Annotated in this window: 19 protein-coding genes and 1 pseudogene; 12 read left to right on the top strand and 8 right to left on the bottom strand. The window is 69.5% G+C overall.

What is annotated here, in order from left to right:
• Positions 1-7: 7 nt before the first annotated feature.
• A complete protein-coding gene (locus IE660_RS08400) occupies positions 8-1,906 on the bottom strand; it encodes a glycogen debranching N-terminal domain-containing protein (protein WP_203567917.1) in 1,899 nt (632 codons plus the stop codon).
• Positions 1,907-1,950: 44 nt separating this feature from the next.
• On the opposite strand from IE660_RS08400, the gene IE660_RS08395 reads away from it, so the two are divergent.
• The 5 genes from IE660_RS08395 to IE660_RS08375 all read left to right on the top strand — a co-directional run bounded on the left by IE660_RS08395 (position 1,951) and on the right by IE660_RS08375 (position 8,702).
• On the top strand, positions 1,951-3,171 hold the full coding sequence (locus IE660_RS08395) for an MFS transporter (protein ID WP_203567916.1): 1,221 nt from the start codon (positions 1,951-1,953) through the stop codon (positions 3,169-3,171).
• Between the two features lie 61 nt (positions 3,172-3,232).
• The gene (gene argG, locus IE660_RS08390; RefSeq protein WP_203567915.1) at positions 3,233-4,669 is read left to right on the top strand and encodes an argininosuccinate synthase; all 1,437 of its coding nucleotides are present in this window, start codon (positions 3,233-3,235) and stop codon (positions 4,667-4,669) included.
• A gap of 132 nt (positions 4,670-4,801) precedes the next feature.
• Positions 4,802-5,590, top strand: coding sequence for an ABC transporter ATP-binding protein (locus IE660_RS08385; protein WP_203567914.1), 789 nt, complete (start codon positions 4,802-4,804; stop codon positions 5,588-5,590).
• A gap of 3 nt (positions 5,591-5,593) precedes the next feature.
• Positions 5,594-8,194: an ABC transporter permease gene (locus tag IE660_RS08380; RefSeq protein WP_203567913.1), complete on the top strand. Its 2,601-nt coding sequence runs from the start codon at positions 5,594-5,596 to the stop codon at positions 8,192-8,194.
• Between the two features lie 46 nt (positions 8,195-8,240).
• Complete coding sequence (locus tag IE660_RS08375; RefSeq protein WP_203567912.1) at positions 8,241-8,702, top strand: SRPBCC family protein; 462 nt, start codon at positions 8,241-8,243, stop codon at positions 8,700-8,702.
• A gap of 1,014 nt (positions 8,703-9,716) precedes the next feature.
• On the opposite strand, the gene IE660_RS08370 is transcribed toward IE660_RS08375, so the two are convergent.
• Together IE660_RS08370 and IE660_RS08365 are read right to left on the bottom strand one after the other, a co-directional pair.
• The gene (locus IE660_RS08370) at positions 9,717-11,639 is read right to left on the bottom strand and encodes an ABC transporter ATP-binding protein (RefSeq protein ID WP_203567911.1); all 1,923 of its coding nucleotides are present in this window, start codon (positions 11,637-11,639) and stop codon (positions 9,717-9,719) included.
• Positions 11,636-13,552, bottom strand: coding sequence for an ABC transporter ATP-binding protein (locus IE660_RS08365; RefSeq protein ID WP_203567910.1), 1,917 nt, complete (start codon positions 13,550-13,552; stop codon positions 11,636-11,638). Before IE660_RS08365 ends, IE660_RS08370 begins: the two co-directional genes overlap by 4 nt.
• A 433-nt stretch (positions 13,553-13,985) precedes the next feature.
• Here IE660_RS08365 and IE660_RS08360 point away from each other — a divergent pair, with 433 nt between their 5' ends.
• The 4 genes and pseudogenes from IE660_RS08360 (at position 13,986) to IE660_RS08345 (ending at position 16,274) form a co-directional block, all read left to right on the top strand.
• Positions 13,986-14,558, top strand: coding sequence for a WhiB family transcriptional regulator (locus tag IE660_RS08360; protein ID WP_203567909.1), 573 nt, complete (start codon positions 13,986-13,988; stop codon positions 14,556-14,558).
• Between the two features lie 87 nt (positions 14,559-14,645).
• Positions 14,646-15,428 carry an HAD family hydrolase gene (locus IE660_RS08355; protein ID WP_203567908.1) on the top strand — a complete coding sequence of 261 codons (783 nt, stop codon included), beginning with the start codon at positions 14,646-14,648 and terminating at the stop codon, positions 15,426-15,428.
• A gap of 253 nt (positions 15,429-15,681) precedes the next feature.
• A pseudogene (locus tag IE660_RS08350) lies at positions 15,682-15,972 on the top strand (MFS transporter); the annotation flags it as partial.
• Positions 15,969-16,274 (top strand): hypothetical protein, encoded by a 306-nt coding sequence (locus IE660_RS08345; RefSeq protein WP_203567907.1) that lies wholly within the window; start codon positions 15,969-15,971, stop codon positions 16,272-16,274. The pseudogene IE660_RS08350 and the gene IE660_RS08345, both read left to right, overlap by 4 nt.
• A gap of 35 nt (positions 16,275-16,309) precedes the next feature.
• Here IE660_RS08345 and IE660_RS08340 read toward each other — a convergent pair whose 3' ends face one another.
• The 3 genes from IE660_RS08340 to serS form a co-directional block, all read right to left on the bottom strand.
• A complete protein-coding gene (locus IE660_RS08340) occupies positions 16,310-17,140 on the bottom strand; it encodes a siderophore-interacting protein (RefSeq protein ID WP_203567906.1) in 831 nt (276 codons plus the stop codon).
• 12 nt (positions 17,141-17,152) lie between these two features.
• The gene (locus tag IE660_RS08335) at positions 17,153-18,430 is read right to left on the bottom strand and encodes a FecCD family ABC transporter permease (RefSeq protein WP_203567905.1); all 1,278 of its coding nucleotides are present in this window, start codon (positions 18,428-18,430) and stop codon (positions 17,153-17,155) included.
• 70 nt (positions 18,431-18,500) lie between these two features.
• Positions 18,501-19,781, bottom strand: a complete 1,281-nt coding sequence (serS, locus tag IE660_RS08330; RefSeq protein ID WP_203567904.1) for a serine--tRNA ligase — start codon at positions 19,779-19,781, stop codon at positions 18,501-18,503.
• Positions 19,782-19,847: 66 nt separating this feature from the next.
• Here serS and IE660_RS08325 point away from each other — a divergent pair, with 66 nt between their 5' ends.
• Together IE660_RS08325 and IE660_RS08320 are read left to right on the top strand one after the other, a co-directional pair.
• Positions 19,848-20,264, top strand: a complete 417-nt coding sequence (locus IE660_RS08325) for an RbsD/FucU family protein (protein WP_203567903.1) — start codon at positions 19,848-19,850, stop codon at positions 20,262-20,264.
• A gap of 10 nt (positions 20,265-20,274) precedes the next feature.
• Positions 20,275-21,840: a diacylglycerol kinase family protein gene (locus IE660_RS08320; RefSeq protein WP_203567902.1), complete on the top strand. Its 1,566-nt coding sequence runs from the start codon at positions 20,275-20,277 to the stop codon at positions 21,838-21,840.
• A 153-nt stretch (positions 21,841-21,993) separates the two neighbouring features.
• On the opposite strand, the gene pheA is transcribed toward IE660_RS08320, so the two are convergent.
• Together pheA and IE660_RS08310 are read right to left on the bottom strand one after the other, a co-directional pair.
• Positions 21,994-22,896, bottom strand: coding sequence for a prephenate dehydratase (gene pheA, locus IE660_RS08315; protein WP_203567901.1), 903 nt, complete (start codon positions 22,894-22,896; stop codon positions 21,994-21,996).
• 31 nt (positions 22,897-22,927) lie between these two features.
• On the bottom strand, positions 22,928-23,782 hold the full coding sequence (locus IE660_RS08310) for a DUF2510 domain-containing protein (protein WP_203567900.1): 855 nt from the start codon (positions 23,780-23,782) through the stop codon (positions 22,928-22,930).
• Positions 23,783-23,881: 99 nt separating this feature from the next.
• Between IE660_RS08310 and IE660_RS08305 the strand changes: the two genes are divergently transcribed.
• On the top strand, positions 23,882-25,186 hold the full coding sequence (locus tag IE660_RS08305) for a S8 family peptidase (protein WP_203567899.1): 1,305 nt from the start codon (positions 23,882-23,884) through the stop codon (positions 25,184-25,186).
• Positions 25,187-25,210 lie beyond the last annotated feature (24 nt).

The following is a 25,210-nucleotide window of genomic DNA, read 5'->3' as shown; positions in this document are numbered from 1 at the left end:
GAGCGTCTCAGCGCAGGGCCTGCTCCACGACGGCCGCACTGGCCGCTGCCCAGGCCTGCGGCTTGCACGAGGCTGGGTACGGCAGCGGTGGGAACACCTCGTCGGCCGGCTGCCCACTGAACAGCTCAGGCAGCCGGTGGTCGTAGCCCTCGGCCGCCCGCACCAGTCCCTCAGCGACCGTGCGGGCCTGGTCGGTGAACCCCTCGCGCAGCATGCCGGCGACGATCCACGCGGTGTCGTGGGTCCACACCGAGCCGACGTGGTAGCCGATCGGCCAGTAGCCGCCGTTGGTCGTCGACAGGGTACGAATGCCGTAGCCGGAGAACATCGTTGGGTGCATCAGCCGGTCGACCACGATGCGCTGCTCGTCGTCGTCGAGGATGCCGGTGCCGAGCAGGTGTCCCATGTTCGACGCCACCCCGTCGACCGGCTGCTTGGCTGCGTCCAGGGCCAGCGCCGGGTAGCGGCCGAGGTCGTCCTCGACCCAGAACTGGGCGCGGAACCGCTCCTTGAGCGCAGCCGCCCAGGCCTCCCACTCGGCGGCCTCCTCGTCCTCACCGATCGAGCGCAGCAACTCCGCCGCACCCACTGCCGCGGCGTGGGCGTAACCCTGAACCTCGGCCAGCGCGATCGGGGCATCGGCCTGGCGTCCGTCGGCCCAGCGGATCGAGTCCCCGGAGTCCTTCCAGCCCTGGTTGGCCAGTCCCTTGGCGTTGACGTCGTGGTACTCCACGAAGCCGTCGCCATCGGGGTCGGAGTGGTCGCGCAGCCAGCCGAGCGTGCCGCGCAGCGCCGGCAGGAACTCGGCCAGGTCGGCCTGCCCGTCACGCACCAGGTCAGCGAGCAGCATCATCCACAGGCAGGTGGCGTCGATCGTCCCGTAGTACAGCGGGGGCAGCGTGACCTCGGCCCGCTCGCCCGCGTCCTCAGCGGTGTCGTGCAGGGTCAGCGGGGCACGGCGCACCTCATGAAGGATCTTGCCCGGCGCCTCGGCGGTGTCGGGATCGGTCGTCGCCCCCTGCCGGGCGGCGAGCGCACGCAAGGTGCCCAGGGCCGGTTCGGACGACCACGGCCGCGCCAGCGTCGCCGAGATGATCGAGTCGCGCCCGAACAGGGTGAAGTACCACGGCGCCCCAGCAGCGAAGAAGTTCTGCGCCGGGTCGGCCAGGTCGGCCATCCGCAGGCCGTTCAGGTCGGCCACCGACCGGCGGACGAGCCGCTGCACCGACGCCGGCAGGTCGTCCGACGGTTCGTGGACGATCGGACCCAGGCTGTGCGCCCCGAACGGGGTGCCGGTGTCTGACATCGCCAGCGACCACTCCACCCCGACGGTGCCGCGTGCGGGCACCACCACCTGCCAACGGAGGGCGATGTCGAGTCCGTCGACGACCACCTCGGCGCCCGGGGCGCTGACCGTGGCGCGGGTCTTCTGGTCGCGCCATGACCACGAGACACCGTCGTCGGTGACGTCGGGGGCAGACAGCCGCACCTCGTGCCCGCGACCGGACTTCACCTGCTCCATCTCGGTGTCGTCGCGGGTCAGGCGCATGACCAGCTCCAGCGGCAGGTCGACCAGGCCCGCGCTGGTCACCAGCAACTTCTCACGGATCGCCTCGCCGTCGACGCGACGGCTGCGCTGCACGGTGACCGCGGGGGCGACCCCGAACTCGGTGGTGCGCACCCCGTAGTAGTGCTCGACCGCATCGCCGCCGTACCGGTGGGCACCCATCGACTCGACCACCCGGTCGGTCACCGACAACTCCAACGACGAGACCACCCGCTGGTCGGCGCAGTAGAGCCCAGCGACGGTGATGTCCGCGGGAACGGTCTGGCCGCTGGCGTCGGACCACGCCTGCAGCGGGGCGTGCAGTTCGACCTCGAGGTCATGCAGGAAGGGCTGGTACATGGCACCCATCCAAGCACCGGAGGCGAGCGTGAAAGACTCGGCCGGTGAACTTCGACGCCTACCGCGAAGTGCTGCGGATCCCTGCGGTGCGGGCGATCGTCGCGCTGGGCAGCCTGGCCCGGGTTCCGCACTTCGCGCTGGGCATCGTGCTCACCCTCTACGTCATCGAACGTTTCGACGCCAGCTACGGTGCGGCCGGACTGGTCGGGGCAGTGCTGACCATCGGCATGGCGATCTCGGCGCCCTACCGGGGCCACCTGCTCGACAGCATCGGCCTGCGTCGCACGACGATCCCCTCGATCGTGGTGCTCGCGCCCACCTACCTCGGCATGGCCCTGGCCGACCGTTACTGGATGATGCTGCCGCTGGCAGCGGTTGCCGGGCTGATGAGCTTCCCGATCTTCTCCATCACCCGCTCGGCCGTGATCGGGGCAACCCCTCCCCCACTACGGCGTTCGGCGATCTCGCTGGACTCGACCGTGGTCGAGGTGGCGTTCATGGCCGGGCCACCCATCGGTGTCGCGCTCGCGACCACCTGGGACGCCCGCTGGGCACTGCTGTTGCTCGCCGGGCTGTTCCTGGTCGGCTGCTCGGTGATCACCTGGTGGAACCCGTCGATCCGCGACGCCCATCGCCCTGAGGGCGAAGTGGACGAAGCGCCACGACCTGCCGCCACGAACCGCCGGGCACGGGGCCTCGCCTGGGTGACGCCGCGAGCGGTCGGCATCCTGGCTGCGGTCGGTGTGACCGGGTTCATCCTGGCCGGCACCGACCTGGCCATCATCGCTGCCCTGCGCACCTGGGACCGGGCGCCGCTGATCGGCATCACGCTGGCGATCTGGGGCCTCGGCTCGGCGCTCGCCGGGCTGCTCTACGGCGCGCTCAGCCGCCCGGTACCGCTGCTGGCGATCGTCCTCGGCCTGGGCATCACCACCGCCCTGGTGGCACTGAGCACCGGTGTGGTGGTGCTCAACGTGCTGCTGCTGGTGGCGGGTCTGTTCTGCGCTCCCGCGCTGGTGGCAGGCGTCGACCAACTGCAGCAGGCCGTCTCGGACCGTTACCGCGGACAGGTGATGGGCTGGCAGGGCTCGTTCATGACCGGCGGCAACACGATGGCGCCACCGCTGGTCGGCCTGGCGATGGAGCAGTTCGGGTGGCGGGCCGGCTTCCTGCTGGCCGGACTGCTCGGGGTGGTGGCGGCAGTCGGACTGCTCGGCCTGGTCGGGCTGCGCCGTCGCGGACGCCGCGTCGTCCGACCCGCATGACCGGGTCCTTGAGCCCTGCCTGACCAGCGCACGGAATAGTTATTAGGTCGTCGGAATAGATATGCGATACGCTTCACGGGTGTCCAAAGTCCTGACCTCACTGCCCGCCGGCGAACGCGTCGGCATCGCCTTCTCCGGCGGCCTCGACACCTCGGTGGCCGTGGCCTGGATGCGCGAGCACGGCGCCATCCCCTGCACCTACACCGCCCACATCGGCCAGTACGACGAGCCCGACATCGAGTCAGTGCCCGGGCGCGCGATGCAGTACGGCGCCGAGCTGTCGCGCATGGTCGACTGCCGCGAGCAGTTGGTCGAGGAGGGCCTGTCGGCCCTGGCCTGCGGCGCCTTCCACATCCGCAGCGGCGGCAAGGCCTACTTCAACACCACCCCGCTGGGCCGCGCAGTGACCGGCACCCTGCTCGTCCGGGCAATGGCTGACGACCAGGTCAACATCTGGGGCGACGGTTCGACCTTCAAGGGCAATGACATCGAGCGGTTCTACCGCTACGGCCTGCTCGCCAACCCGCAGTTGCGGATCTACAAGCCCTGGCTGGACGAGGCCTTCGTCGAGGAGCTCGGCGGACGCCACGAGATGAGTGCCTGGCTCACCGAACGCGACCTGCCCTACCGCGACTCGCAGGAGAAGGCCTACTCCACCGACGCCAACATCTGGGGCGCCACCCACGAGGCCAAGACCCTCGAGAACCTCGACGTCTCGCTCGAGACCGTCGAGCCGATCATGGGCGTGAAGTTCTGGGACCCGTCGGTGACGATCGAGACCGAGACGGTGAGCATCCGCTTCGAGCAGGGACGACCGGTCGCCATCAACGGCCAGACCTTCGCCTCGCCGGTCGACCTGGTGATGGAGGCCAACACCATCGGCGGTCGCCACGGCATGGGCATGAGCGACCAGATCGAGAACCGGATCATCGAGGCCAAGAGCCGCGGCATCTACGAGGCCCCCGGCATGGCGCTGCTGTTCGTCGCCTACGAACGGCTGCTCAACGCGATCCACAACGAGGACACCCTGGCGAACTACCACTCCCAAGGGCTGCGGCTGGGTCGGCTGCTCTACGAGGGACGCTGGCTCGACCCGCAGTCGCTGATGCTGCGTGAGTCGATCACCCGCTGGGTGGCCAGTGCGGTCACCGGTGAGGTGACGCTGAAGCTGCGCCGGGGTGATGACTACACCATCGTCGACACCACCGGCCCCTACCTCAGCTACCACCCCGACCGGCTCTCGATGGAGCGCGTCGAGAACGCCGCCTTCGGTCCCACCGACCGGATCGGGCAGCTCACCATGCGCAACCTCGACATCGCCGACACCCGCGAGAAGCTCGAGCTCTACGGGGCCCAGGGCCAGCTCGGTGGCGCGCAGGCCAAGCTGGTCGGCGAACTCGAGTCCGGTCAGGCCGGCGTCATCCCGACCCTGGGTCTTCGCACCGAGGACGACGAGGCGCGCCTCGACCAGGCGGCCATCGACTCCGGCGTCGACTGAGCCGGGCCGTACGCGTTGTGCGCGTCACCTGGGGGTCACCTCAGGGTGGCTCAGGGGGTGAGCCCCATGGTCCAACAGCCCCTTGGGATGATCTGATCGAGGTATCAGAAACCTCACCCAAAGGGATGCACCATGTCGGTTCCGGCAGCCACCGCTGAACACCTCGTCAAGACCTACGGAACCGGTGATGCCCAGGTCGTCGCCCTCGACGACGTGTCGGTCGAGGTGCTGCCCGCGCGGCTGACCGCGGTGATGGGGCCGTCGGGCTCGGGCAAGTCGACGCTGATGCACTGCATGGCGGGCCTGGATCGTCCGACTTCTGGCCGTGCCCTGATCGGCAGCACTGACGTCGGCACCCTCAAGGACGCCGCGCTCACCAAGCTGCGCCGCGAGCGGATCGGGTTCATCTTCCAGCAGTTCAACCTGGTGGCCACGCTGACCGCCAAGGAGAACATCCTGCTGCCGCTGGCCATCGCCGGACGCAAGCCCGACCCAGAGTGGTACGACGCCGTGATCGAAGCGGTGGGGCTGGCCGATCGGCTGTCGCACAAGCCGTCGCAGTTGTCCGGCGGCCAGCAGCAACGCGTGGCCTGCGCCCGCGCGTTGGTCGGTCGTCCCGAGATCGTCTTCGCCGACGAGCCGACCGGCAACCTCGACTCGACCAGTGCGGGTGAAGTGCTCAACTTCCTTCGCCACAGCGTCGACGACCTGGGCCAGACCGTGGTGATGGTCACCCACGACCCGGTCAGTGCGTCCTATGCCGACCGGGCGCTGTTCCTGGCCGACGGACGCATCGTCGAGGACGTCGAGGATCCCACCCACGACCAGGTGCTCGAAACCATGCGTCGGCTCGATCCGCGCCGCACCGGACGCGCCGAGGCCGTCCGACTGCCACGCCACGCCGAGACGACGGAGGCCTGAGCGATGCGGAAGGCCACCTTCGGGTCACTGTGGAGCCGCAAGCTGCGGCTGCTCATGGCCGTCACCGCGATCGTGCTCGGTGTCGCCTTCGTGTCGGCATCGTTCGTGTTCTCCGACATGCTCAAGGGCTCCTTCGACCAGATCATCAAGGGCAGCATTCCCGACGTGCAGGTTGCGCCCGACACCTCCGCCCAGGTCGACGGTGCACAGGCGGGACGAAGCCGGCTCACGCCTGAGGTGATCGAACGGGTGAAGCAGGTGCCCGGTGTCACCTCGGCCCACGGCGAGATCGCCGGCATGGGCGTCATGATGATCGACACCAAGGGCAAGGCCCTGGCGACGTTCGGTCCCCCGCAACTGGGCTTCAACTGGGCGACCGCCCCCGCCTACGGGGGCCAGGACGGCGTCACCCTCTACTCCGGCCACGAGCCGCAGGCGGACGACCAGATCGTGGTCGACCCCGAGTCACTGCGAAAGTCGGGCCATTCGCTGGGTGATCGGGTGAAGGTGATCACCCCCAATGCAGGGACGATCGAGGTCACCGTGGTCGGCACCGGGGCGTTCGGTGAGGGCGGTACCGCCGGTGCCAGCTACACCTTCTTCACCACCCAGCGTGCCCAGGAACTGTTCCTGGGCGGCGAGAACACCTTCACCGGTGCCTGGGTGGTCACCGCCCCCGATGCCGACCGGGTCAAGGTCGCCTCCGACATCCAGCAGGTGCTGCCGGCCGGCTACGCCGCACGGGACGGCGACTCGCTGGCCAAGGAGCAGGAGACCTCGATCGGGCAGGCGCTCAACTTCGTCAACATCTTCCTGCTGGTCTTCGCCGGCATCTCCCTGCTCGTGGCGACCTTCCTGATCGTCAACACCTTCACCATCCTGGTGGCTCAGCGTTCACGTGAGCTGGCCATGTTCCGGGCGATGGGCGCCAGCCGTGGCCAGATCCGAGGCATGGTGCTCGCCGAGGCGCTGGTCATGGGCGTCGTCGGTTCGATCATCGGACTGTTCGCCGGTGTGCTGCTGGCGCAGGTGATCAAGGTGGCCATGGCCGCTGGCGGCTGGGACATCGGCGATGCCCCGATCAGCCTCGGACTCAACGCCGTCATCGCCTCTCTGGCGACCGGCATCGTGGTCACCCTGATCGCCGCCCTGGGACCAGCCCGCCGCGCCACCAGGATTGCCCCGATCGAGGCCATGACGCGTGCCCAGACCGAGAGTGACCAGGGATTGGGCAGGCGTGCCGTCGTGGGAGTGGCGATGGCACTGGCAGGCGCTGCCGCACTGGTGCTCGGGCTGTTCGTCGACGTGCCGAGCCCGGTCACCTGGGCAGGCGTGGGCATGGCGCTGGCCATGATCGGCGTGGCGGTGGCGACGCCAATGTTGGGACGACCGGTGGTCTGGCTGGTGGGCAAGGTCTACCGAGCCCTCTTCGGAGAGGTGGGCAAGCTCGCCGAGCTCAACTCCGTGCGCCAGCCACGTCGCACCGCGGCCACCGCCTCGGCCCTGATGATCGGTCTGACCCTGGTGTCATTGATGGCGATCTTCGGCGCCTCGTCGTCCAAGTCGGTCGCCGAACAGGTGAACTCGACGGTGCGCGGCGACTTCATGGTGGCCCGACAGGGGTTCCAGGAGTTCCCCGCACAGGTCAACGAGTCAGTCTCGAAGGTCGAGCAGGTCGACCGGGTGTACGCCATGAAGGCAGCGATGGTCTACAACGTGCCCGAGGGCCAGGCCATGCCGCCACAGGAGTACCTCAACGACGTGACCGGGCGGCACATGACGGTGGTCGGCGGCATGGAGGCAGACTCGCTCGACCAGGCCTTCCCGCAGAGGATCACCGAGGGCAGGATGTTCTCGGCTCCCGGCGAGATGATCGTCGAGGCCGACACCGCAGCGGCCGAGAAGTTGGGGCTGGGCTCGGTGCAGCGGGTCTACTCCCCCCAGGCCCAGCGGGTGCTGACGCTGACGGTGGTCGGGATCTACACCCGAGGCGATGGTTCGGCCATCGTCGAGAAGTGGGTGTCGACCAAGACCCTCACCGACATCGGGCTCGGACAGCAGGACATGTTCCTGTCGATCCACCTCAAGCCGGGGGCTGACCACGCCGCCGCGCGCAAGGCCTTGGACGAGACACTGGCCGACATGCCGCTGGTCAGCGTGATGGACGTCAACGAGTACACCGACCTGGTGCTGCAACAGGTCGACCAGACCATGGCGTTGTTGTACGCACTGCTGGCACTGAGCATCGTGATCGCCGTGCTGGGCATCGTGAACACCTTGGGCCTGAGCATCGTCGAGCGGACCCGCGAACTGGGCCTGTTGCGGGCGATCGCCCTGACCCGCGGCCAGGTGCGGCGGATGATCACGTTGGAGTCAGTGGTGATCTCACTGCTCGGCGCGATCGTCGGCGTGGGACTGGGCACGGTCTTCGGCATCTCGCTGCAACGTCTGATGGCCGACGACGGCATCAACCGCCTCGACGTTCCGGTGGGGCAGCTGGTCGCCTTCGTCATCGCTGCAGCGGTCGTGGGCGTGCTGGCCGCGGTCTGGCCCGCCCACAGGGCTGCCCGGACGAACGTGCTCGAAGCCATCGCCAGCGAGTGAGTGCAACTCGCTTGGCTGGCAGCCCGGTTGGTGGTGTGATCGGTGCATGACCGAGCAGAGCATGGCCACCATGATCGTCGCTGAGCGTCTGGTCGACGCCCCGGCAGCGGTGATCTTCGAACTGATCGCCGACCCCAGCCAGCAGCCGCGCTGGGACGGCAACGACAACCTCGCCGAGGCACCCGCCGCCCAACGGGTCACCAAGGTCGGAGACGTCTTCGTGATGCACAACACGTCGGGCAAGACCAAGGAGAACCACGTCACGGTCTTCGACGAGGGACGAGCCATTGCCTGGAAGACCGCCGACGCCGGCACCACTCCCCCTGGCCACCAGTGGGGCTGGGAGCTCGAGGAGTCCGACGACGGCACCCTCGTCCGCCACACCTACGACTTCAGCGCGCTGACTGATCCGCAGCGGCTCGAGCGGGCCCGGCGGATGTCGCCCACCAACCTGATGGCCTCGATCCAGAGGCTCGCCGCCCTGGCCGAGGGGGAAGCTCGACGCTGAGCCACCGACCTCGGTGTTCATGGACGACACGGCCCCGCCAGCTCATACTTGGCGGGGTCGTGTCCATTCCACAACCAGCCGGCCATCGCAGTGCGGCGACACACCGCAGCCTCGACGAAACCGATCCTCGGACGCCCACTCCGTGGGGCCGAGACGAAGGGGTGGGAGGGTCGCAGAGATGTCCACACCCATCAGTGGAGAACCTGTGCACATCTGCAGAATGCTGTGCACAAGTGGAGCGCTTCTGTGAACCGGGTTGTGGACGAGAAAATCCTTGGAGAAAGTTCTCGAAACACCCTTGCAACGCTTGCGAAAGCTCGATAGAACTCTCTTACGCAGTTCGCAAGAACGGCGGATCGGAACTCCAGGCACACCACCTGATTCCCGGTCAAGGACGGCTCCGGCCGCACCTGGCGGGGAGGGTCTCGAACCAGCGGGCCTCGGCCCAGTGTGGATCGTGGACCAGCACTCAGGTCGGTGCCGGACCTTCGGCCCTGTCGATCTGGTTGAGCACGAAGGCCCCTCGGGGCGGACGTGATCGCGAGATCTGACTCATGTGGCCGTGCGGTGCGGCGCTGGTCGCTCGTGGCAGCGGCGGCGGACCGTGTGGGAGCTGCGGTGTTGGCGGTGCCACACGCTGACGACCGGGGGCCTGGAGTACTCATACTACGCCAGGCCCCCACCCTTATGTCCGGCCCTCCCGGCGACATCAGAGCGCCCACCGCCTTGGCTGGTCGAGTGTGAACCGCCCCCTGCCCGTCCTCTGGCTGGTCGAGCAGTCCGCGAGGAACGAGCGGACGTGTCGAGACCACCCTGCCCCGCGTCCGTTCGAAGACTGTTTCGGCGTTTGACGCGTCGGCCCGGCCATCGCCGAACCTGACATCACGTGGAGTGTGAGGAACTGCTGGGTAGACCCAGCGATCCCTCACAAACGGTCTCGGGTGCCGGGGTCTCGAGACGCGCGCTCCTCAACCAGCGTGCAGTGGGCTCGCCCTCGAGCGACCTCGGCGCGACTCAGGTGGTCCAGGCCCGCCACAGGGCGGCGTACTCGCCGTCCAGTTCCATCAGTTCGTCGTGTGAGCCGAGCTCGGCGATGCGTCCGTCGATCACCACCGCGATCCGGTCGGCGTCGTGGGCGGTGTGCAGCCGGTGGGCAATGGCGACCACCGTTCGTCCGGTCATCAGCGAGGCCATCGACCCCTCGAGATGACGGGCGGTCTTCGGGTCGATCAGCGAGGTCGCCTCGTCGAGCACCAGCGTGTGCGGGTCGGCGATCACCAGCCTGGCCAGCGCCACCTGCTGCGCCTGGGCGGGCGTCAGCTTCTGGTTGCCCGAGCCGATCCTGGTGTCGAGCTTGAGCGGCAGTCGCCTCGTCCACTCGCCGGCATCGACGGCGTCCAGCGCCTCCCACACCTCGGCGTCCGTGGCGGTGTCCTCGCGGGCCAGCACGATGTTGTCGCGCAGGGTGCCGACGAAGACGTGGTGCTCCTGGGTGACCAACGCCACCTCGGTGCGCAGCCGGTCGAGCTTGAGCTCCATCAGGTTGGCGCCACCGACGGTCACCGTCCCGGTCCGAGGCCCGTTGATGCCGGCCAGCAGCCGCGACAGCGTCGACTTGCCCGAGCCGGACGGACCGACCACCGCGAGTCGCTCGCCGGGCACCAGATCGAGGTCGACCCCGTGCAGCACGTCGTGGCCCTCGCGGTAGGCGAAGCGCAGGTCGCGACCGACCAGGTGGGCGTCGTCGGGCTCGGCATCGGTCGGTGCCCGGTCGGCCGGCACCTCGGCGATGCCCAGCAGTCGGGTCGTCGACGCCATGCCGACCTGGGCTCGGTCGAGCACCTGCACCAGCCGGTCGATCGGCTCGACCAACTGCTGGATGTAGAGGGCGGCAGCGGCAATCTGGCCCAGCGTCACCCAGCCCTGGATGTAGCCATAGCCACCGAACACCACCACGAGCAGCAGCGGACCCTGGTAGGCGAAGTCCATCCGCAAGAACATCAGGTTGCGCAGGGTCATCGTGTAGCGCTCGGCCTGGCTTGACTCCTCGCAGTCCTCGTCGGTCAGTGCCGACCGTCTCGCCTGCAGCCCGAGCGCCTCGGCCGTGCGGGCACCCTCGACCGACTCGGTCAGCGTCGAGTTGATCACCGAGTAGGTGCGGCCCTCGGTGATGTAGCCAGCCAGCGAGTACTTCAGGTAGGTGCGAACCGCCGTGTAGAGCAGGACGAGCCCGAGCACCGACGGGATCGCCAGCAACGGGGAGTTGACGAACAGTGCCACCAGCGTGAGCACCGACATCGCCCCGGCGATCACGAACTGCGGCAGCGCCCACTGGGCCGCCGAGGCCATCGTCGACACGTCACGGGTGACCCGGGTGACCAGGTCACCGGTGCCGGCGCTCTCGACCCGCGACAGCGGCAGCTGCAACACCGTGCGGACGATCTGCTCACGGGCCGCCGACAACACGTCCTGACCGAAGATCGCCGTGATCCAGCGGGCGACGAAGGTGAACACCGCCTGCAGTGCGACCACCGCGAACGCGGCCCAGCAGATCGCCGCCAACTGCCCGCCCAGTGAGGGGTCCTGGCGCTGCACCCGGTCGACCAGTCGTCCGAGGATCTGTGGCACCACCAGACCGGCCACGCTCGACAGTGCGGCGAACACGGTCAACAGGACGACGACTCGGCTTCGGTCACGCAGCAGCCCGCGCAGGAAGGCGATCGCCTTGGAGTTCGACGCCACGGGCAGACCCAAGCGCGGGTTGCGGGAGTCGGCCAGCACCTCGTCGGCGCGAGCGCGGCGCAGGTCGTGGCGCCTGGTCCAGCCCTGCAACCAGCGCTCGCCGGGCTGGGTCCACATCGCCCGGTCAAGACGCTCCGAGGTTGCCGTGCCGTCACGCCAGGTCTCGGCCGAGGTGGCCAACGGTTGCTCGCTCATGGCTGCACCTCGAGGTCGGCCTCGTCGATCCCGCGCTCGACCACACTCCGGTAGGCCGGTGAGTTCGCCATCAGGTCGTGGTGGGTGCCGCGATCCACGCAGACGCCGTCGACCATGAAGACCACCTCGTCGGCCTCGTGCAGGATCAGCGGCGACACCGTCGTGATGATCGTGGTGCGTCCGCGGCGAGCGTCGGCCAGCCGGGTCGCGATCCGGGCCTCGGTGTGCGCGTCCACCGCCGAGGTCGGCTCGACCAGCACCAGCACCTCGGGCTCGGCGACCAGGGCGCGCGCCAGCACCAGCCGCTGCCGCTGTCCCCCGGACAGGCCTCGTCCGCGTTCGTCGATCCGTCCCTGCCACCCGTCGGGCAGGGCGTCGTAGACCTCTTCGGCGTTGGCCACGCGCAAGGCCTGCTCGGCGATGTCGCGGGTGGCTCGTCCGTGCGGGTCGATGAGTTCCTGCAGGGTGCCCGCGAAGATCATCGCGCCGGTGTCGCTGACCAGCACCCGCGAGCGGAACTCGGCCAGGTCGAAGCGGGAGGCGTCAATGCCACCAAACGTGACTCCCCAGGGACGATCGGCGATCTCGGCATCGCGTCTGGCCAGGTCGGCCAACTGGGCGTCCTTCTCACCGCGGGCGCGGCGGGCGGCTCGTCCCTTCAGCGCCTCGTCGACCTCGTGGCTGACGGGGTCCTCGACGCCGGTGAGGTAGCGACCGATCCGATCGGCCAGCGCCGCGGTGTCGTCGGGGACGGCCGAGACCACCACGGTCATCCGTCCCGGGTGCGCGACGAAACCACTGCGTTCGTCGACGATGTCGACCTCGCCAGGCAGCGGCACCGGATGCTCAGCGGTACGCCACGGGGCGGACTGCCCGAGCACGGTGACCGTCTTGCGGGCGGCGACCAGCGCCTGCACCAGCTTCTGGACGAACTCGAAGATCGTGCTCAACGGCCACACCATGAACACCGCGTAGCCGAAGAAGCTGACCAACTGCCCTACGGTGAGTTGCCCGCGCAGCACCTGCGAGACCCCCAGGTAGGTGAGCACGACCAGCAGGGTGCCGGCCAGCAGCACGGCCAGTCCGTCGACGCCGGCCTGCCACATGCCGGCCTGCACGCCGGACTGGCGCACGCGCTGCGACTGGCGGGCGTAGTTGTCGCCGAAGGTCTGCTCACCACCGACCCCGCGCAGGATCCGCAGGCCGGCCACGATGTCAGTGGCCATGCCGGTGAGGTCGGACGAGCGGGTGCGCTCGCGGGCGCGAGCGGCCTGCAGCGGCTTGAGCAGCGGTGCCGCCGACAGGACGAGCAGGGGCGCCCCGATCAGCACGGTCAGCCCGAGCTGCACCGACTGCTGCAGGATCAGCACGGTCACGAAACCGAAGCTGATCAGTGCACCGATCACCCGGGCGACGACCTCTTGGAAGGCCCCGAAGGTGTCGCCGTCGGACCCGGCGACCGAGAGCACCTCGCCCGTGGGCGTGCGTCGTGGCAGCACGTGGCCCATGCTCAGGGCCCGCCTGCTGACCAGACCGATGGTGCGGTAGATCGAGATCACCCAGCCGGCCACCGAGGTGGTGTGCATGGCGACCCCTGCGGCCACGCTGATGCAGACCACCAGGAACATGGCCCCTGCCCATGCAAGGGTGGTCGACATGTCACGGGCGGCGATGCCGGTGTCGATGGCTTTGCCGAGCAGCCAGGGATTGATGGCCGAGGCAGAGAACCAGAGCACCGACAGCACTGCCGTGACGGCCACGACCCCGGCCTGTCGGCGCAGGAACCAGAGCAGGAACCGCCCTGGGCTGCGGGTGTCGGGAACCTCGTCTGTGGTCGGCAGGACGTCGGTGTGACCGACCGGTGCGGTCGCGGGCAGGCCGTAGGCCCGGACGCGGGGTGGGAACAGGTGCATGACGAGTGACCAGCCTAGGCGTCGGCCCTCCGACGGCGCACCTCGACGGCAGGTCGAGCACCCAACCACGGATGCCTGTCAACATTCCTACATCTCGTAGTAGGCGCAAGTGGTGACATTCGTCACTCTCCGAGGTCTCTCAGGCGCCATTCGTTCACCATGTATGGCCCATTCGTTACAGGTCGATTGTGGACAAGAAGGTGCGACCCCCAGGCACTGAGTAGTCGTACTCAAAGGGCCGTGTTGCGACTACTCATCGCGGCATGAGGATCGCACCCAGACAAGTTGAGCGACCGCCGCCACTGGGCGCGCTTACCCGGTTCACAAGGCTGTGAAAGCCTAGTCAGGCGGCCGATCCGGGGGAACCAATCATCCAGATGAGGCCGTCTGACGCTTTGTCAGCACACATCTGGGAACGAGAGAAGCAACGCACATGAGCATCACCGCCCCCCGCGAAACCGTCACTCCTGCCTGCACCGAATACGCCGGTCTGTTCCAGCACCGACTGCTCGAGGACTCCGCTGCAGCAGGCTCTGTCGATGAGCGCCGCCAGCAGGCGATGATGACGCGCAAGGCCGAGAACCTCTGCCTCGAGTGCCCCCTGATGACCCAGTGCCTCTACAACGCCGTGGTCAAGTTCGACGTCGCCGGTTACGTGGCCGGCACCACCCCCCGCCAGCGCTCCGAGATGCGCAGCATCCTGGGCATCCGCGTGCAGCCGGAGGACTTCGACACCCTGGCCGGGGTCACCACCCCGAACCGCCAGGTCGACCACGACGAGGTCGTCCGCCTGCGCAACGCCAACCCCTACGAGTCGCTCGAGTCGATCGCCCAGCGCCTGGGCTGCTCGCTGTCGACCGTCAAGCGCCACCTGCGCAAGGCCCGCGCCGCCCAGGAGCAGCCCAAGGCCCGGCTGCGCCGCGTCGAGCCGACGCTCGCCCAGGTGATCGCCGCCTACCAGGCCGTGCTCACTCGCCGCAGCCAGCGCACCACCCGCGCCGCCTGATCCAGTCCAGGGCGCGACACCGAGTGTTCACTGCCCGGCCGGGCCGGTCGTCACCGAGCGTTTCCCCGCGACTGGCAGGCTGGTGACATGGCTTGGCGTCCCCAGCTCATCGCCCTCGACATCGACGGCACCCTGCTCGACTTCGACGGCACGCTGCCCGGCCACGTCACGCAGGCCGTCCGTCGGGTCGTCGACGCCGGCACGCCGGTGGTGCTCGCGACCGGACGAGGCTGGTACTCGACCCAGGGCATCCACGAAGCACTCGCGCTGCCCAAGGGCCCGGCGGTCTGCTCCAACGGCGCGGTCGTGGTCGAGCACCCTCCGTTCAGGCTGCTGAGCGTCGAGACCTTCGACCCGGGGCCGGTGATCCGACGGGTCAACGAGCTGCACCCCCAGGCCGCGATCGCGGTCGAGGTCGTCGGGCGCGGCTACCGGCTGAACAAGCCCTTCCCACAGGGGGACCTCACCGGCGAGCTGCACTACCAGTCGTTGGACGACCTGTGCGCCGAGCCGGTGAGTCGGGTGGTCGTCCGTGACCCGGAGGCCGAGCGTGAGGCCTTCTTCGCCCTGGCCGACCAGATCGGCATGCACTCGGTCAGCTATGCCATCGGCTGGTCGACCTGGCTCGACCTCGCCCCCGAGGGCATCACCAAGGCGCACGCCCTCAACCGGGTGACCGCCGACCTCGGCATCGCCGCTGACGACGTGCTGGCCATCGGCGACGGCCTCAACGACCTCGAAATGTTGCACTGGGCCGGCCGCGGTGTGGCCATGGGCGATGCACCCGACGAGGTCAAGGACGCCGCCGACCACGTCACCGGGTTGTTCGCCGAACAGGGCACCGCCACCGAGCTCGGCCTGTGGTTCTGACCGCTCACCGATCTGGACCGAACCCGCATCACCCGTGACCAGCCGGGGGCAGCGTGGCCCCATCGCGCCCACGCGCGGACTGGGGCCAGGCGAACGGAGAGCGGGATGGCCAGGTCTGGACGTGGGACTCTCTCGGGCGGCAAGGTCGCCGCCTACGCGCTGGGCGACGTGGCCAACAACCTGTCGTTCCTGATGACCTCGATGTTCCTGATGGTCTCGCTGTCGGCGGCGATGACCCCACGACGGCGAGTGGAAGACCGGCACCCGCTCCGAAGGCGGCAGCTACTCGATCCTGTCGTTCATCCGCAAGACCGGCCAGGGCGTCGGTGGCGCGGTCGGTGCGGCCATCATCGGCGCCTTCGGCTACGTGGCCAAGGCACCCACCCAGTCAGGCGAGGCCCTGCAGGGCATCCGGCTGGCGACCGGTGCCGCCCCGGCGGCGCTGGCCGTGATCGCCGGGCTGATCATCTTCGCCTACCCACTGACCGAGCGCTGTCACCGTGGACTGGTGGGCGAGCTCACGAGCGTCGTACCCAGCAGATGAGTGACAGCACGGTCGGTGACGTCCGCTCCGAGATGGTCGAGGTCGGCGATGGACGCACCACCCAGGTCACCCGCCGCGCCCCGGCCACCGCACCCGTGGTCACCCTGGTCGAGCAGGACGGGGCCGGCGCCACCGAGATCGGCCGGCTCTACGGCTGGGACGTCAACGACGACAGCTACGACGACCTGGTGCTCAACACCTCGACCTTCACCTTCGAGCACGTCGCCGGGCTGATCGCCGACATCCACCGCAGCAAGTACTCCGCCAGCGCGCCCCCGACCAGCCCGACCAGTTCGTCCTGAGTGGGCCACCACCCACGCGCTGAAGACCAGCACGGTCACATCTCGGCGCGGCCGAGCCTCCAGTAGCCCATGATCGCGCTGGTCTCGCGGGTGACCCCAGCCTGCTTCGCGGCCGTGGCGATCGCCCTCGCCCACCCGGCCTCGCCCGCCACCCAGACGTAGGAGTCGCGACCCTCACCCTCGCTCCAGAGCAGGGTGTCGGACTCGTCCTCCTCCCGCTCGCGGTCGACCCGGAAGGGCAGGCGCGACTGGACGCGCTGGCCACGATCACGCACCGCCCAGATGACCTCGACACCCGCCGGGCACGCCACCTCGCGGACGTCGTCAGCGTGCGGTACTTCGATCAGCACCCGACCGGTGCTGTGCTCGGGCAGTGCTCGGGCGATCATCGTGGCGGCCACCAGCGCGGTCTCGTCGGCCACCAGCAGGACTTCGCGGGCGCTGCCCGGGCGCCAGGCCACCCCGTCGGTCTCGTGGCCCTCACGTTCCGACGAGGCGGCCACCAGAACCGCGGACGAACCGAGCGGGGCGCTGTCCGCCCAGGTCGAGACCGGCCCGGCCGAGTCGGGGTGCACCACGACATCGATGTCCACCTCGTCCATCTCGGGTCGGCGACCCGAGATGGTGTAGGTGCGCATCACCCCTCGCCCGGCGGCCTGGAGGGTCCGCCAGGTCGGGAACCACTCCTCGGCCTCGGCCATGGTGCGCAGGTCGCCCGGTTCACCGAGCACGAGCTTCACCCGCTGGTCGAGCAGGGTCGGGCTGACCGTGGACAGTTCGGGTCCACCGAGGGTGATGCGGACGAAGGTGGTGCTCAGCCGGTGCCGGGCGACCAGGCTGACCAAGTAGGGGCGGTAGGACGACATGGGGTGTGCTCCTCAGCGGCGGGACATCAGGTGGACGAACAGGGGGGCGCCGACCAGCGCACAGGCCAAGCCGACCGGCACCTGGTGGGGGGCCAGTGCCGCCCGTCCGGCGGTCTCGGCGAGACTGCAGATCAGGGCACCGAGCAGCACCGCCACCGGCAGCATCCGGCGGTGCAACGGACCCACCAGCACACGAGCGGCGTGCGGTGCGACCAGCCCGACGAAACCGATCACCCCGACAGCTGTGGTCGCCGCGGCGGTCAACACCACCGCCCCGGCGAGCAGCAGCAACCGGTTGACCGGCAGGTGCACGCCGAGCAGCCTTGGGGTGTCGGCATCGAGTTGCAGCACGTCGAGTTGGCGGTGCACGGCCAACAGGGCGACCAGGGCAACCAGCAACAGGGTGGCCAGCAGGGCGAGGCGACCCAGGGTGGCGCCGTAGGTGGAGTCGAGGATGAAGCTGATCCGCCCCGAGGCGATGCCCTGCAGCCAGTTCTGCACATCGCCGAGCAACAGCCAGCCGTCACCCCCGAGCAGACCGACCACCGGGGCCGCTGCCACCAGCACGGCGAGCACAGCGGTGACCAGCCATGGCCGTTGCTGGGTGAGGCCGGGGCCGTGCGCCGTCGAGGCGGCGGCGAGCATCACCGCCAGGACCACGACCACCACCTTGACCAGCCGCACCGGCACGCCCAGCGCACGCGCGGGCTCGTCGCCCAGTTGCAGCAGGTCGAGCCAGCGGGCGACCAGTGCCAGGGCGATGGTTCCGGCGATCGCCACGGGCACCATCTGGATGATCGCCGCCGCACCGGGGTTGGACAACGATCCGGCCCCCCAGGCGAACAGGCCCTGCGTCTCGCGGCTCCGCAGCAGGAACAGCACCTGGGTGACCGAGGCCATAGCCAGTGCCAGGACCGAACCGACGAGCACCAGCCCGGCCGGGCCGCCCGCCCGACGCGACAGGGCGAGGGCGAGGTGGGCGCCGGCGTTGACGGCGAGCGTGTCGGGGGCGACCAGTGGGTTGCGGGTGCGCGCCTGCAGGCCGGCGCCGGCGGCGCCGAGGCAGCAGCCGACGAGCAGTGCGGCACCCCATCGCGGGATGCGGCCGATCGCGACCGCGTGGGCGATCGGGTCGTCGTCCGAGGTGAGCGCACGCAGGTACTCGGAGACACTGAGGTCGACCGCGCCCTGGGTGAGGTGCAGCCAGGTCAGCGACACCAACAGAACCGCGACCAGCACGGGTACGCCGACTCGGGCGGCCTGCGCCGCCGTGAGCCCTCGTCCAGTCACCCGGTCAGTCCGTTGAGTGTCAGCCCAGCACCTGGGCACAACGCTTGTCTTGCGAATTGGACGTTGCCGCTCAGTGAACCTCGACCGGGGTGAAGCTCTCCCGTCCACCGAGGTAGGGACGAAGCGCCTCGGGGATGCGGACCGAGCCGTCGGCCTGCTGGTGGTTCTCGAGCAGCATGATGATCATCCGGGTCATCGCGCACAGCGTGCCGTTGAGCGTGGCCAACGGACGAACCCCGTCGTCGAAGCGGGCCCGGATGCCCAGGCGGCGGGCCTGGAACTCAGTGCAGTTCGAGGTCGACGTCACCTCGCGGTAGCGGCTCTGGGTGGGCAGCCAGGCGTAGCAGTCGAACTTGCGGGCCGCCGACAGCCCCAGGTCACCCGAGGCGACGTCGAGCACCTGGAAGGGGATCTCGAGCGCGGTCAGGAACTCCTTCTCGAACTGCAGCAGCCGATCGTGCTCGGCCTCGGCCTGGTCGGGGTCGCAGTAGACGAACAGTTCCCACTTGTCGAACCAGTGCACCCGGAAGATCCCCCGGGTGTCCTTGCCGTAGGAGCCTGCCTCGCGCCGGAACGCCGGCGACAGACCCGCGTAGTGGCGCGGCAGGGTCGACGCGTCGAGGATCTCGTCGGAGTGGTAGGCCGCCAGCGGCACCTCGGCGGTGCCGACCAGGTACAGGTCGTCGGCCTCGAGCCGGTAGACGTCCTGGGCGGCCTGCCCGAGGAAGCCGGTGCCCTCCATCGCCGCAGGCTTCACCAGCGACGGCGGGATCATCGGGGTGAACCCCCACTCGAGCACCTTCGACAGCGCGAACTGCGACAGCGCCAACTCCAGCAGCGCCCCAGGCCCGGTCAGGTAGTAGAACCGCGAGCCCGACACCTTGGCGCCACGCTCCATGTCGATCGCGCCGAGCATCTCGCCCAGCTCCAGGTGGTCACGCGGCTCGAACCCCTCGGCCGCGAAGTCGCGGGGGGTGCCGTGCGACTCGAGGACGACCCCGTCCTCCTCGCCGCCCTCAGGCACCCCGTCGATGACCAGGTTGCCCAGCTGCTTCGACAACTCCAGGTGCCGGGCCTCGGCGGCGTCGGCGTCGGCCTGGGCCTGCTTGACCTGGGCGGCCAGTTCCTTGGTGCGGGCGAGCAGGGCCGCCTTCTCGTCCCCGGTCGCCTTCGCCACCTGGCGGCCGAGGTCCTTCTGCTCGGCGCGCAGGGTCTCGAAGCTGCTGATCCCACTGCGCCGGGCCTCGTCGGCGGCGAGCAACTCGTCCACCAACGACACGGACTCGCCACGGGCCTTCTGCGAGCGCCGGACGCGGTCGGGATCGGTGCGCAGCACCTTGGGATCGATCATGTCGACACCCTACCGAGCCGGGCGCCGGCGCTAGGCTGCTGCCATCGAGCGAGGAGGCCCGCGGACATGCTGCGCTACCGACTGATCCACCCCGACCTGCTGCAGGTGCTCGCAGCCGCCGGCCACGGCAGCAAGGTGCTGGTGGCCGATGCCCTCTACCCGCACAGCACCGGCGCGAACCCGGCTGCCAAGCGCATCCAGCTCAATGTGCGCGAAGGGCTGGTCGCCGCCTGCGACATCGTCGAACTGATCGACCAGGCCACCTTCATCGAGGAGGCCGCCTTCATGCAGACCGCCGAGGGCGCAGATTCCGAGGCGGTCGGCGACTACCGGCGGCTGCTTGGCCACCGCGACATCCCGTGGACCGGCATCGAGCGGTTCGCGTTCTACGAGGCGGCGATGTCGCCGAGCGTGGCCGCGGTCGTGGTGAGTGGCGAGACACGCCCGTACGCCAACCTGTTGCTGACCATCGGCGTGCCGTGACGGTGGGCCGGTGAGGCGTCACCGCTGGAGCTTGATCCTGCTGGCCCTCGGGTCGGTGGGACTGGTGCTGTGGAGTTGGCTGACGCTGGGCACGAACCGGTTGCGCTGGCTCGACCGGATGGCGCCACCACCCCTGCAACCCGACTCGATGGCCGGCGAGATCGCGGCGGCGGTCGCGGTGGCCACCCACCCGTTGGTGTTGCTGGTGGCGCTGTGGATCCTCGCCGCCTGGGCCCAACGCCGACGGTTCCGCAACCTCACCCAGGCGCTGCTGCTGGCCTCGGTGCTGGGCTGGGCGGTGCCTGCCCTGCTCAAGCGGCTGATCGGCCGCCCTCGTCCCGCTGGCCCCTTCGCCGACCACTTCACCAGCGCCGGCGCGGCCTACCCCTCGACCCACGCGACCATGGTGGTGGTGACCGCGCTGATGGTGGGCGCTGCAGCCGCCACCACCCGCCAGCCCCGCACGGTGCAGTTGTTCTGGCGCCTGTTGATGACGCTGGTGGTCGTGGTGGTCTCGCTCGACCGGTTGCTGATGGGTGCCCACTGGACGACCGACCTGGTCGCCGGCTGGCTGCTCGGTGGCACGATCACCGCGCTCTCGTCGTGGGCGACCGGGCTGCGCACCGTGCCGGCGTGGGAGATCATGCGTCCCCTGCCGACCATGCGGCAGGGCAGCGGCACTGCGGCCGTGATCTACAACCCGGCGAAGGTGACCGACGAGTTCGCCTTCAGACGACACGTGCGCGAAGACCTGACCAGCCGCGGCTGGGAGCAACCGCTGTGGCTGACCACCACCCCCGACGACCCCGGCTGGGCGATGGCAGCCGAGGCGATCGAGCGCCGGGTCGACCGGGTGCTGGTGGCCGGCGGCGACGGCACGGTGCGGGTGGTCTGCTCGGCGATGGCGCACTCCGGCATCCCGGTGGCCCTCGTCCCGGCCGGCACCGCCAACCTGCTGGCCAAGAACCTCGGGGTGCCGATGGACGAGCAGGCCGCCCTCGACATCGCCTTCGACGGCGACCCCTACGCGATCGACCTGGTCAGCCTGCGACTGGACGACCAGCCCACCGGCGAGCACTTCGCGGTGATGGGGGGTATCGGCATCGACGCCAAGGTGATGGCCGACACCAACGAGGACCTGAAGCGGGCGGTGAAGTCGGTGGCCTACTTCCTGGCGGTGATGCAGAACGTGGGGCATCGTCCGGTCGAGGCCACGGTCACCCTCGACGGACGCGTGGTCAGCCATCGTCCGTCGAGCCTGATGCTGGTGGGCAACGTGGGCGAGATCCAGGTCGGCCTGCAGATGTTCCCCCGAGCCAGTGCCAGCGACGGCCTGATCGACGTGCTGGTCTCGGGACCGCGCGGACTGGCCGGCTGGCTCCGGTTCGCCCTGGAACGGGTCTACCGGCAGCTCACCCAGAACGTCGACAGCCACCAGGGCAAGCATGTGCGCATCGAGGTCGCCGAGCCGCTGCCCTACCAGTTGGACGGCGACACCATGGGCACGGCGACCGTGTTCGAGGCCCAGGTGGACGAGCGCGCGGTCACGCTGATGCTGCCCCGCCGCCAGCCCTGAGCGGCTCCCTCCGCACGTTCCCCCGTGGCCGTGTTCTGAGGCCGACCCGCGTTCGGCGTGCAAGAAAATAGAGTGTGAGCACCAACGTTGGTGCTCACACTCGATTTTGGTGCGGGGGACGGACGTGCGGTTGCCCGGGAAGGGCTGGACAGGTCAGCCCAGCGACTCGTACCAGGAGCGGGCTGCCTGGTGTTCGGCGTTCGACGCCCCATGGGCGAGCTTGCCCGGCTCGTGGTCGGCACGCGGGTAGGAGCCCAGGAAGACCACGTCCTTGCAGACCCGCTTCAGGCCCATCAACGCCTCGGCCATCCGGGCGTCCTCGAAATGGCCGTCGGCGTCGATCGAGAAGCAGTACGAGCCGAGCGTGGTCTTGGTCGGACGAGACTCGATCCGCGACAGGTTCACCCCTCGCGAGGCGAACTGCTCGAGGATCTCGAGCAGGGCACCGGAGTGGTCCTCACGCATGTAGGCGACCAGCGTGGTCTTGTCGGCCCCGGTCGGGGACGAAGGCTGGTGCCCCGGCCCACCCACCAGGACGAAGCGGGTGATCGCCGAGTCGTTGTCGGCGATGCCGTAGGCCGCCGTCTCGAGCCCGTACATCTCGCCGGCCACCTTGGCGCAGATCGCTGCGTCGTAGCGCGACTCGGGATCAGCGACCTCGGCGGCGGCAGCAGCCGTCGAACCGCCCTCGGTGATCGAGGCCTGCGGCAGGTTCGTCTGCAGCCAGCGCCGGCACTGGGCGGCGGCGTGGGGGTGGGTGAGCACCCGACGGATGTCGTCCAGCCCCGTTCCCGGACGCACGTAGACCCCGAACTGCACCGCCAGCAGCACTTCGCGCACGATCCTCAGCCCATTGCTGGTGGCGAGGCTGTCGAGGGTGGCCGACACCCCGCCCTCGACCGAGTTCTCGATCGGCACCAGCGCCGCGCGGACGCGTCCGTCGGCCACCGCCGACAGCGCCTCGGCGACTGAGCCGAAGGGCTCGCCATCACCCTCGCCGAGGGTCAGCAGCGCCTGGTGGGTGAAGGTTCCCGCGGGACCGAAGTATCCGAGCACCCGCCAAGCCTATTGGCTGGCTGGAGGCACCTCAGGGGGTGCCCACCGTGGTCTTCTTCCAGGCGTCCTCGCGCTGGGTGCGGTGCTGGTCGCTGACCTCGGGGCCGTCGGTGGCGATCCAGCCGACCCAGCGTCCGGTCCTGGCCTGGACGATGCGCACCTCGACGACCGTCGAGCCACCTGCCCAGGCCACGTCGATGCGTGCCTTGGCTCCAGGGTGCTCGTCCCCGAAGTCGGTGAGGTCGGACGACCCGGCGGGGGTGTAGCGCACCTGGTCGAGCTTGCCGAACAGCCGCAGTGCCACCAGTTGCGCCAGCGCCTCGGCCGATGCCTGTCGGTCGGCGGGCAGGATCACCCAGCTGAGCGGTCCGACGCCGATCATGGTGCCGGGTAGCCCTTCGTCCTGTGGTCCGGGAACGGCCGCGAACACCGCCTGGTCGAACATGCCCTCGACCTCGTTGGGCGAACTGACGTCCCACCCCGGCGCGGGCACCTGGAAGACCACGTCGCCGCTGAGCATGCTGACCTTGGTGCCCTCGACCACGACCGCCTCGTAGGGATTGACCGTGACCACGGGGGCCGGGGTGTCGGCGGTGCTCCAGCCGGCCGGATTCCTGGCGGCGTCACGCCGGTTGAGGACCATGCCGGTCACCGTGAGCGCCACCGCAGCGACCAGCACGCCGACCAGCACCCACTTGAGCACCCGCACCAGCCGGTCCATCCGGTCCTCGACGGGACGAACCGGGGCCTGGTCGACGACCGGTGGGAAGGGTGCACGGTGCCGGTTGGCCAGCCACCGGGTCCAGCCCGTGCCGTCCCAGAACCGCACGCGCGCGGGCACCGACGGGTCGGTGTACCAGCCACGGCGCATGGGTCGGGGGGCCATGGACGCCACCTTAGTGGCCGACCGCGCCAGCTCCGTGATGCCGGCGAGGGCCAGCTCGGCCCAACGATTGGCGGCCCCGGGGCTCGGTACCCTTGCAGCGTGCCCAGCGTCCCCCGATCCTCCCTGCACCGACCGCGCGTCCGCTTGGCAACGGCGGCTGTGGTGGGGGTGCTGGTGGCCGGGCAGTCGACGATCGTGGCGCAGGCCCAGACCGGGGTCGACATGGATGCTCGACGGTGCATCGTCACGCCGGCCAGTTCGCCGGCTGGTTTCAAGCCCTGGCAACTCGACCGGCTGGGCATTCGTGACCTGTGGAAGATGAAGGACGCGCAAGGTCGTCCGCTCGACGGCACTGGCGTGAGCATCGCGGTGATCGACACCGGGGTCTCGAACGTCAACACCGCCTACTTCGACACCCGCAACGTGACCACGCTGAACTACATGCCGCCCGACGAGAACGCCGAGAAGGACGGGCTGGACTGCGACCACGGCACCGCCGTGACCGCACTCATCGTGGCGAAGCCGGACTCCGACCCCCGGACCAACTTCTCGGGGGTGGCGCCCGGGGCGAAGGTGGTCGCGATGCGCACGCTGATGGCCTCCGAACCCAAGGACGGGGTGCCGCAGGGCAACCCCGCACACATCGTGGCCGCCATCGACGACGCGATCGCCCGCAAGGTGCAGATCATCAACATCTCCCAGTCGATGCCGCGTGGCACCGCCGACTACGAGAAGGCGATCCAACGGGCACTCGATGCGGGGATCGTGGTCGTGGCCGCCGCCGGCAACGTGGACGACCAGGTGCCGGCCAGGGTCCGCGGACCGCTCTACCCGGCCAACTACCCGGGCGTGGTCTCGGTGGGCAACACCACCCCCGACGACCAGCCCAGCCCGGGGTCGTACTCGCACCCCAACCAGCACGTCACGATCGCTGCACCAGGCACGCTGGTGATGAGCCTGTTGCCGTCAGCGCCGGGGGACGATGACGACACCCAGGCCTACGCGCAGTTGAGTGGTACCTCGTTCGCCGCGCCGCTGGTCACCGGCGTCGTGGCGCTGATGCTGCAGAAGGAACCCGGGCTCACCCCGGCCCAGGTCAAGCAGCGTCTGATGGAAACCGCTGACCCGCCGACCCGGACCCTGCCCGACCCCCAGGTCGGCAACGGCGTGCTCAACCCGATGCGGGCGTTGACCGGTGTGATGGTGGACGCCAGCCAGGCCCCTCGTCCGACCCCGAGCTACACGCCAGTGGTCGAGACACCGCCCCCGACTCCCGATCCCACGCCGACGCGTGTGGCGATCGGCGCCGCTGTCGGGGCGGGGGTGCTGGCCGTGGTCGGGCTGGTGCTGCGCATCGTGCTGCCCGCCGCCGGACGACGCGGCTTCCGCGCCGCCGACCGCTGAGTGGCCTGGCACCCACCAGCTCTG

The sequence above is a fragment of the Aestuariimicrobium ganziense genome, from assembly GCF_015352975.1.
Taxonomy (GTDB): Bacteria; Actinomycetota; Actinomycetes; order Propionibacteriales; family Propionibacteriaceae; genus Aestuariimicrobium; species Aestuariimicrobium ganziense.
The sequence above is the reverse complement of the archived record's forward strand: the minus strand, read 5'-3'. Positions and strand labels throughout refer to the sequence as shown.

Coding starts and splice junctions, on each gene's coding strand:
- IE660_RS08340 (WP_203567906.1), bottom strand. CDS start 17,140: ATGTCGTCCTACCGCCCCTACTTGGTCAGCCTGGTCGCCCGGCACCGG.
- IE660_RS08365 (WP_203567910.1), bottom strand. CDS start 13,552: ATGCACCTGTTCCCACCCCGCGTCCGGGCCTACGGCCTGCCCGCGACC.
- IE660_RS08400 (WP_203567917.1), bottom strand. CDS start 1,906: ATGTACCAGCCCTTCCTGCATGACCTCGAGGTCGAACTGCACGCCCCG.
- IE660_RS08355 (WP_203567908.1), top strand. CDS start 14,646: ATGGCTTGGCGTCCCCAGCTCATCGCCCTCGACATCGACGGCACCCTG.
- IE660_RS08380 (WP_203567913.1), top strand. CDS start 5,594: ATGCGGAAGGCCACCTTCGGGTCACTGTGGAGCCGCAAGCTGCGGCTG.
- IE660_RS08310 (WP_203567900.1), bottom strand. CDS start 23,782: ATGGCCCCCCGACCCATGCGCCGTGGCTGGTACACCGACCCGTCGGTG.
- IE660_RS08385 (WP_203567914.1), top strand. CDS start 4,802: ATGTCGGTTCCGGCAGCCACCGCTGAACACCTCGTCAAGACCTACGGA.
- argG (WP_203567915.1), top strand. CDS start 3,233: ATGCGATACGCTTCACGGGTGTCCAAAGTCCTGACCTCACTGCCCGCC.
- IE660_RS08375 (WP_203567912.1), top strand. CDS start 8,241: ATGACCGAGCAGAGCATGGCCACCATGATCGTCGCTGAGCGTCTGGTC.
- IE660_RS08370 (WP_203567911.1), bottom strand. CDS start 11,639: ATGAGCGAGCAACCGTTGGCCACCTCGGCCGAGACCTGGCGTGACGGC.
- IE660_RS08325 (WP_203567903.1), top strand. CDS start 19,848: ATGCTGCGCTACCGACTGATCCACCCCGACCTGCTGCAGGTGCTCGCA.
- IE660_RS08345 (WP_203567907.1), top strand. CDS start 15,969: ATGAGTGACAGCACGGTCGGTGACGTCCGCTCCGAGATGGTCGAGGTC.
- serS (WP_203567904.1), bottom strand. CDS start 19,781: ATGATCGATCCCAAGGTGCTGCGCACCGATCCCGACCGCGTCCGGCGC.
- IE660_RS08360 (WP_203567909.1), top strand. CDS start 13,986: ATGAGCATCACCGCCCCCCGCGAAACCGTCACTCCTGCCTGCACCGAA.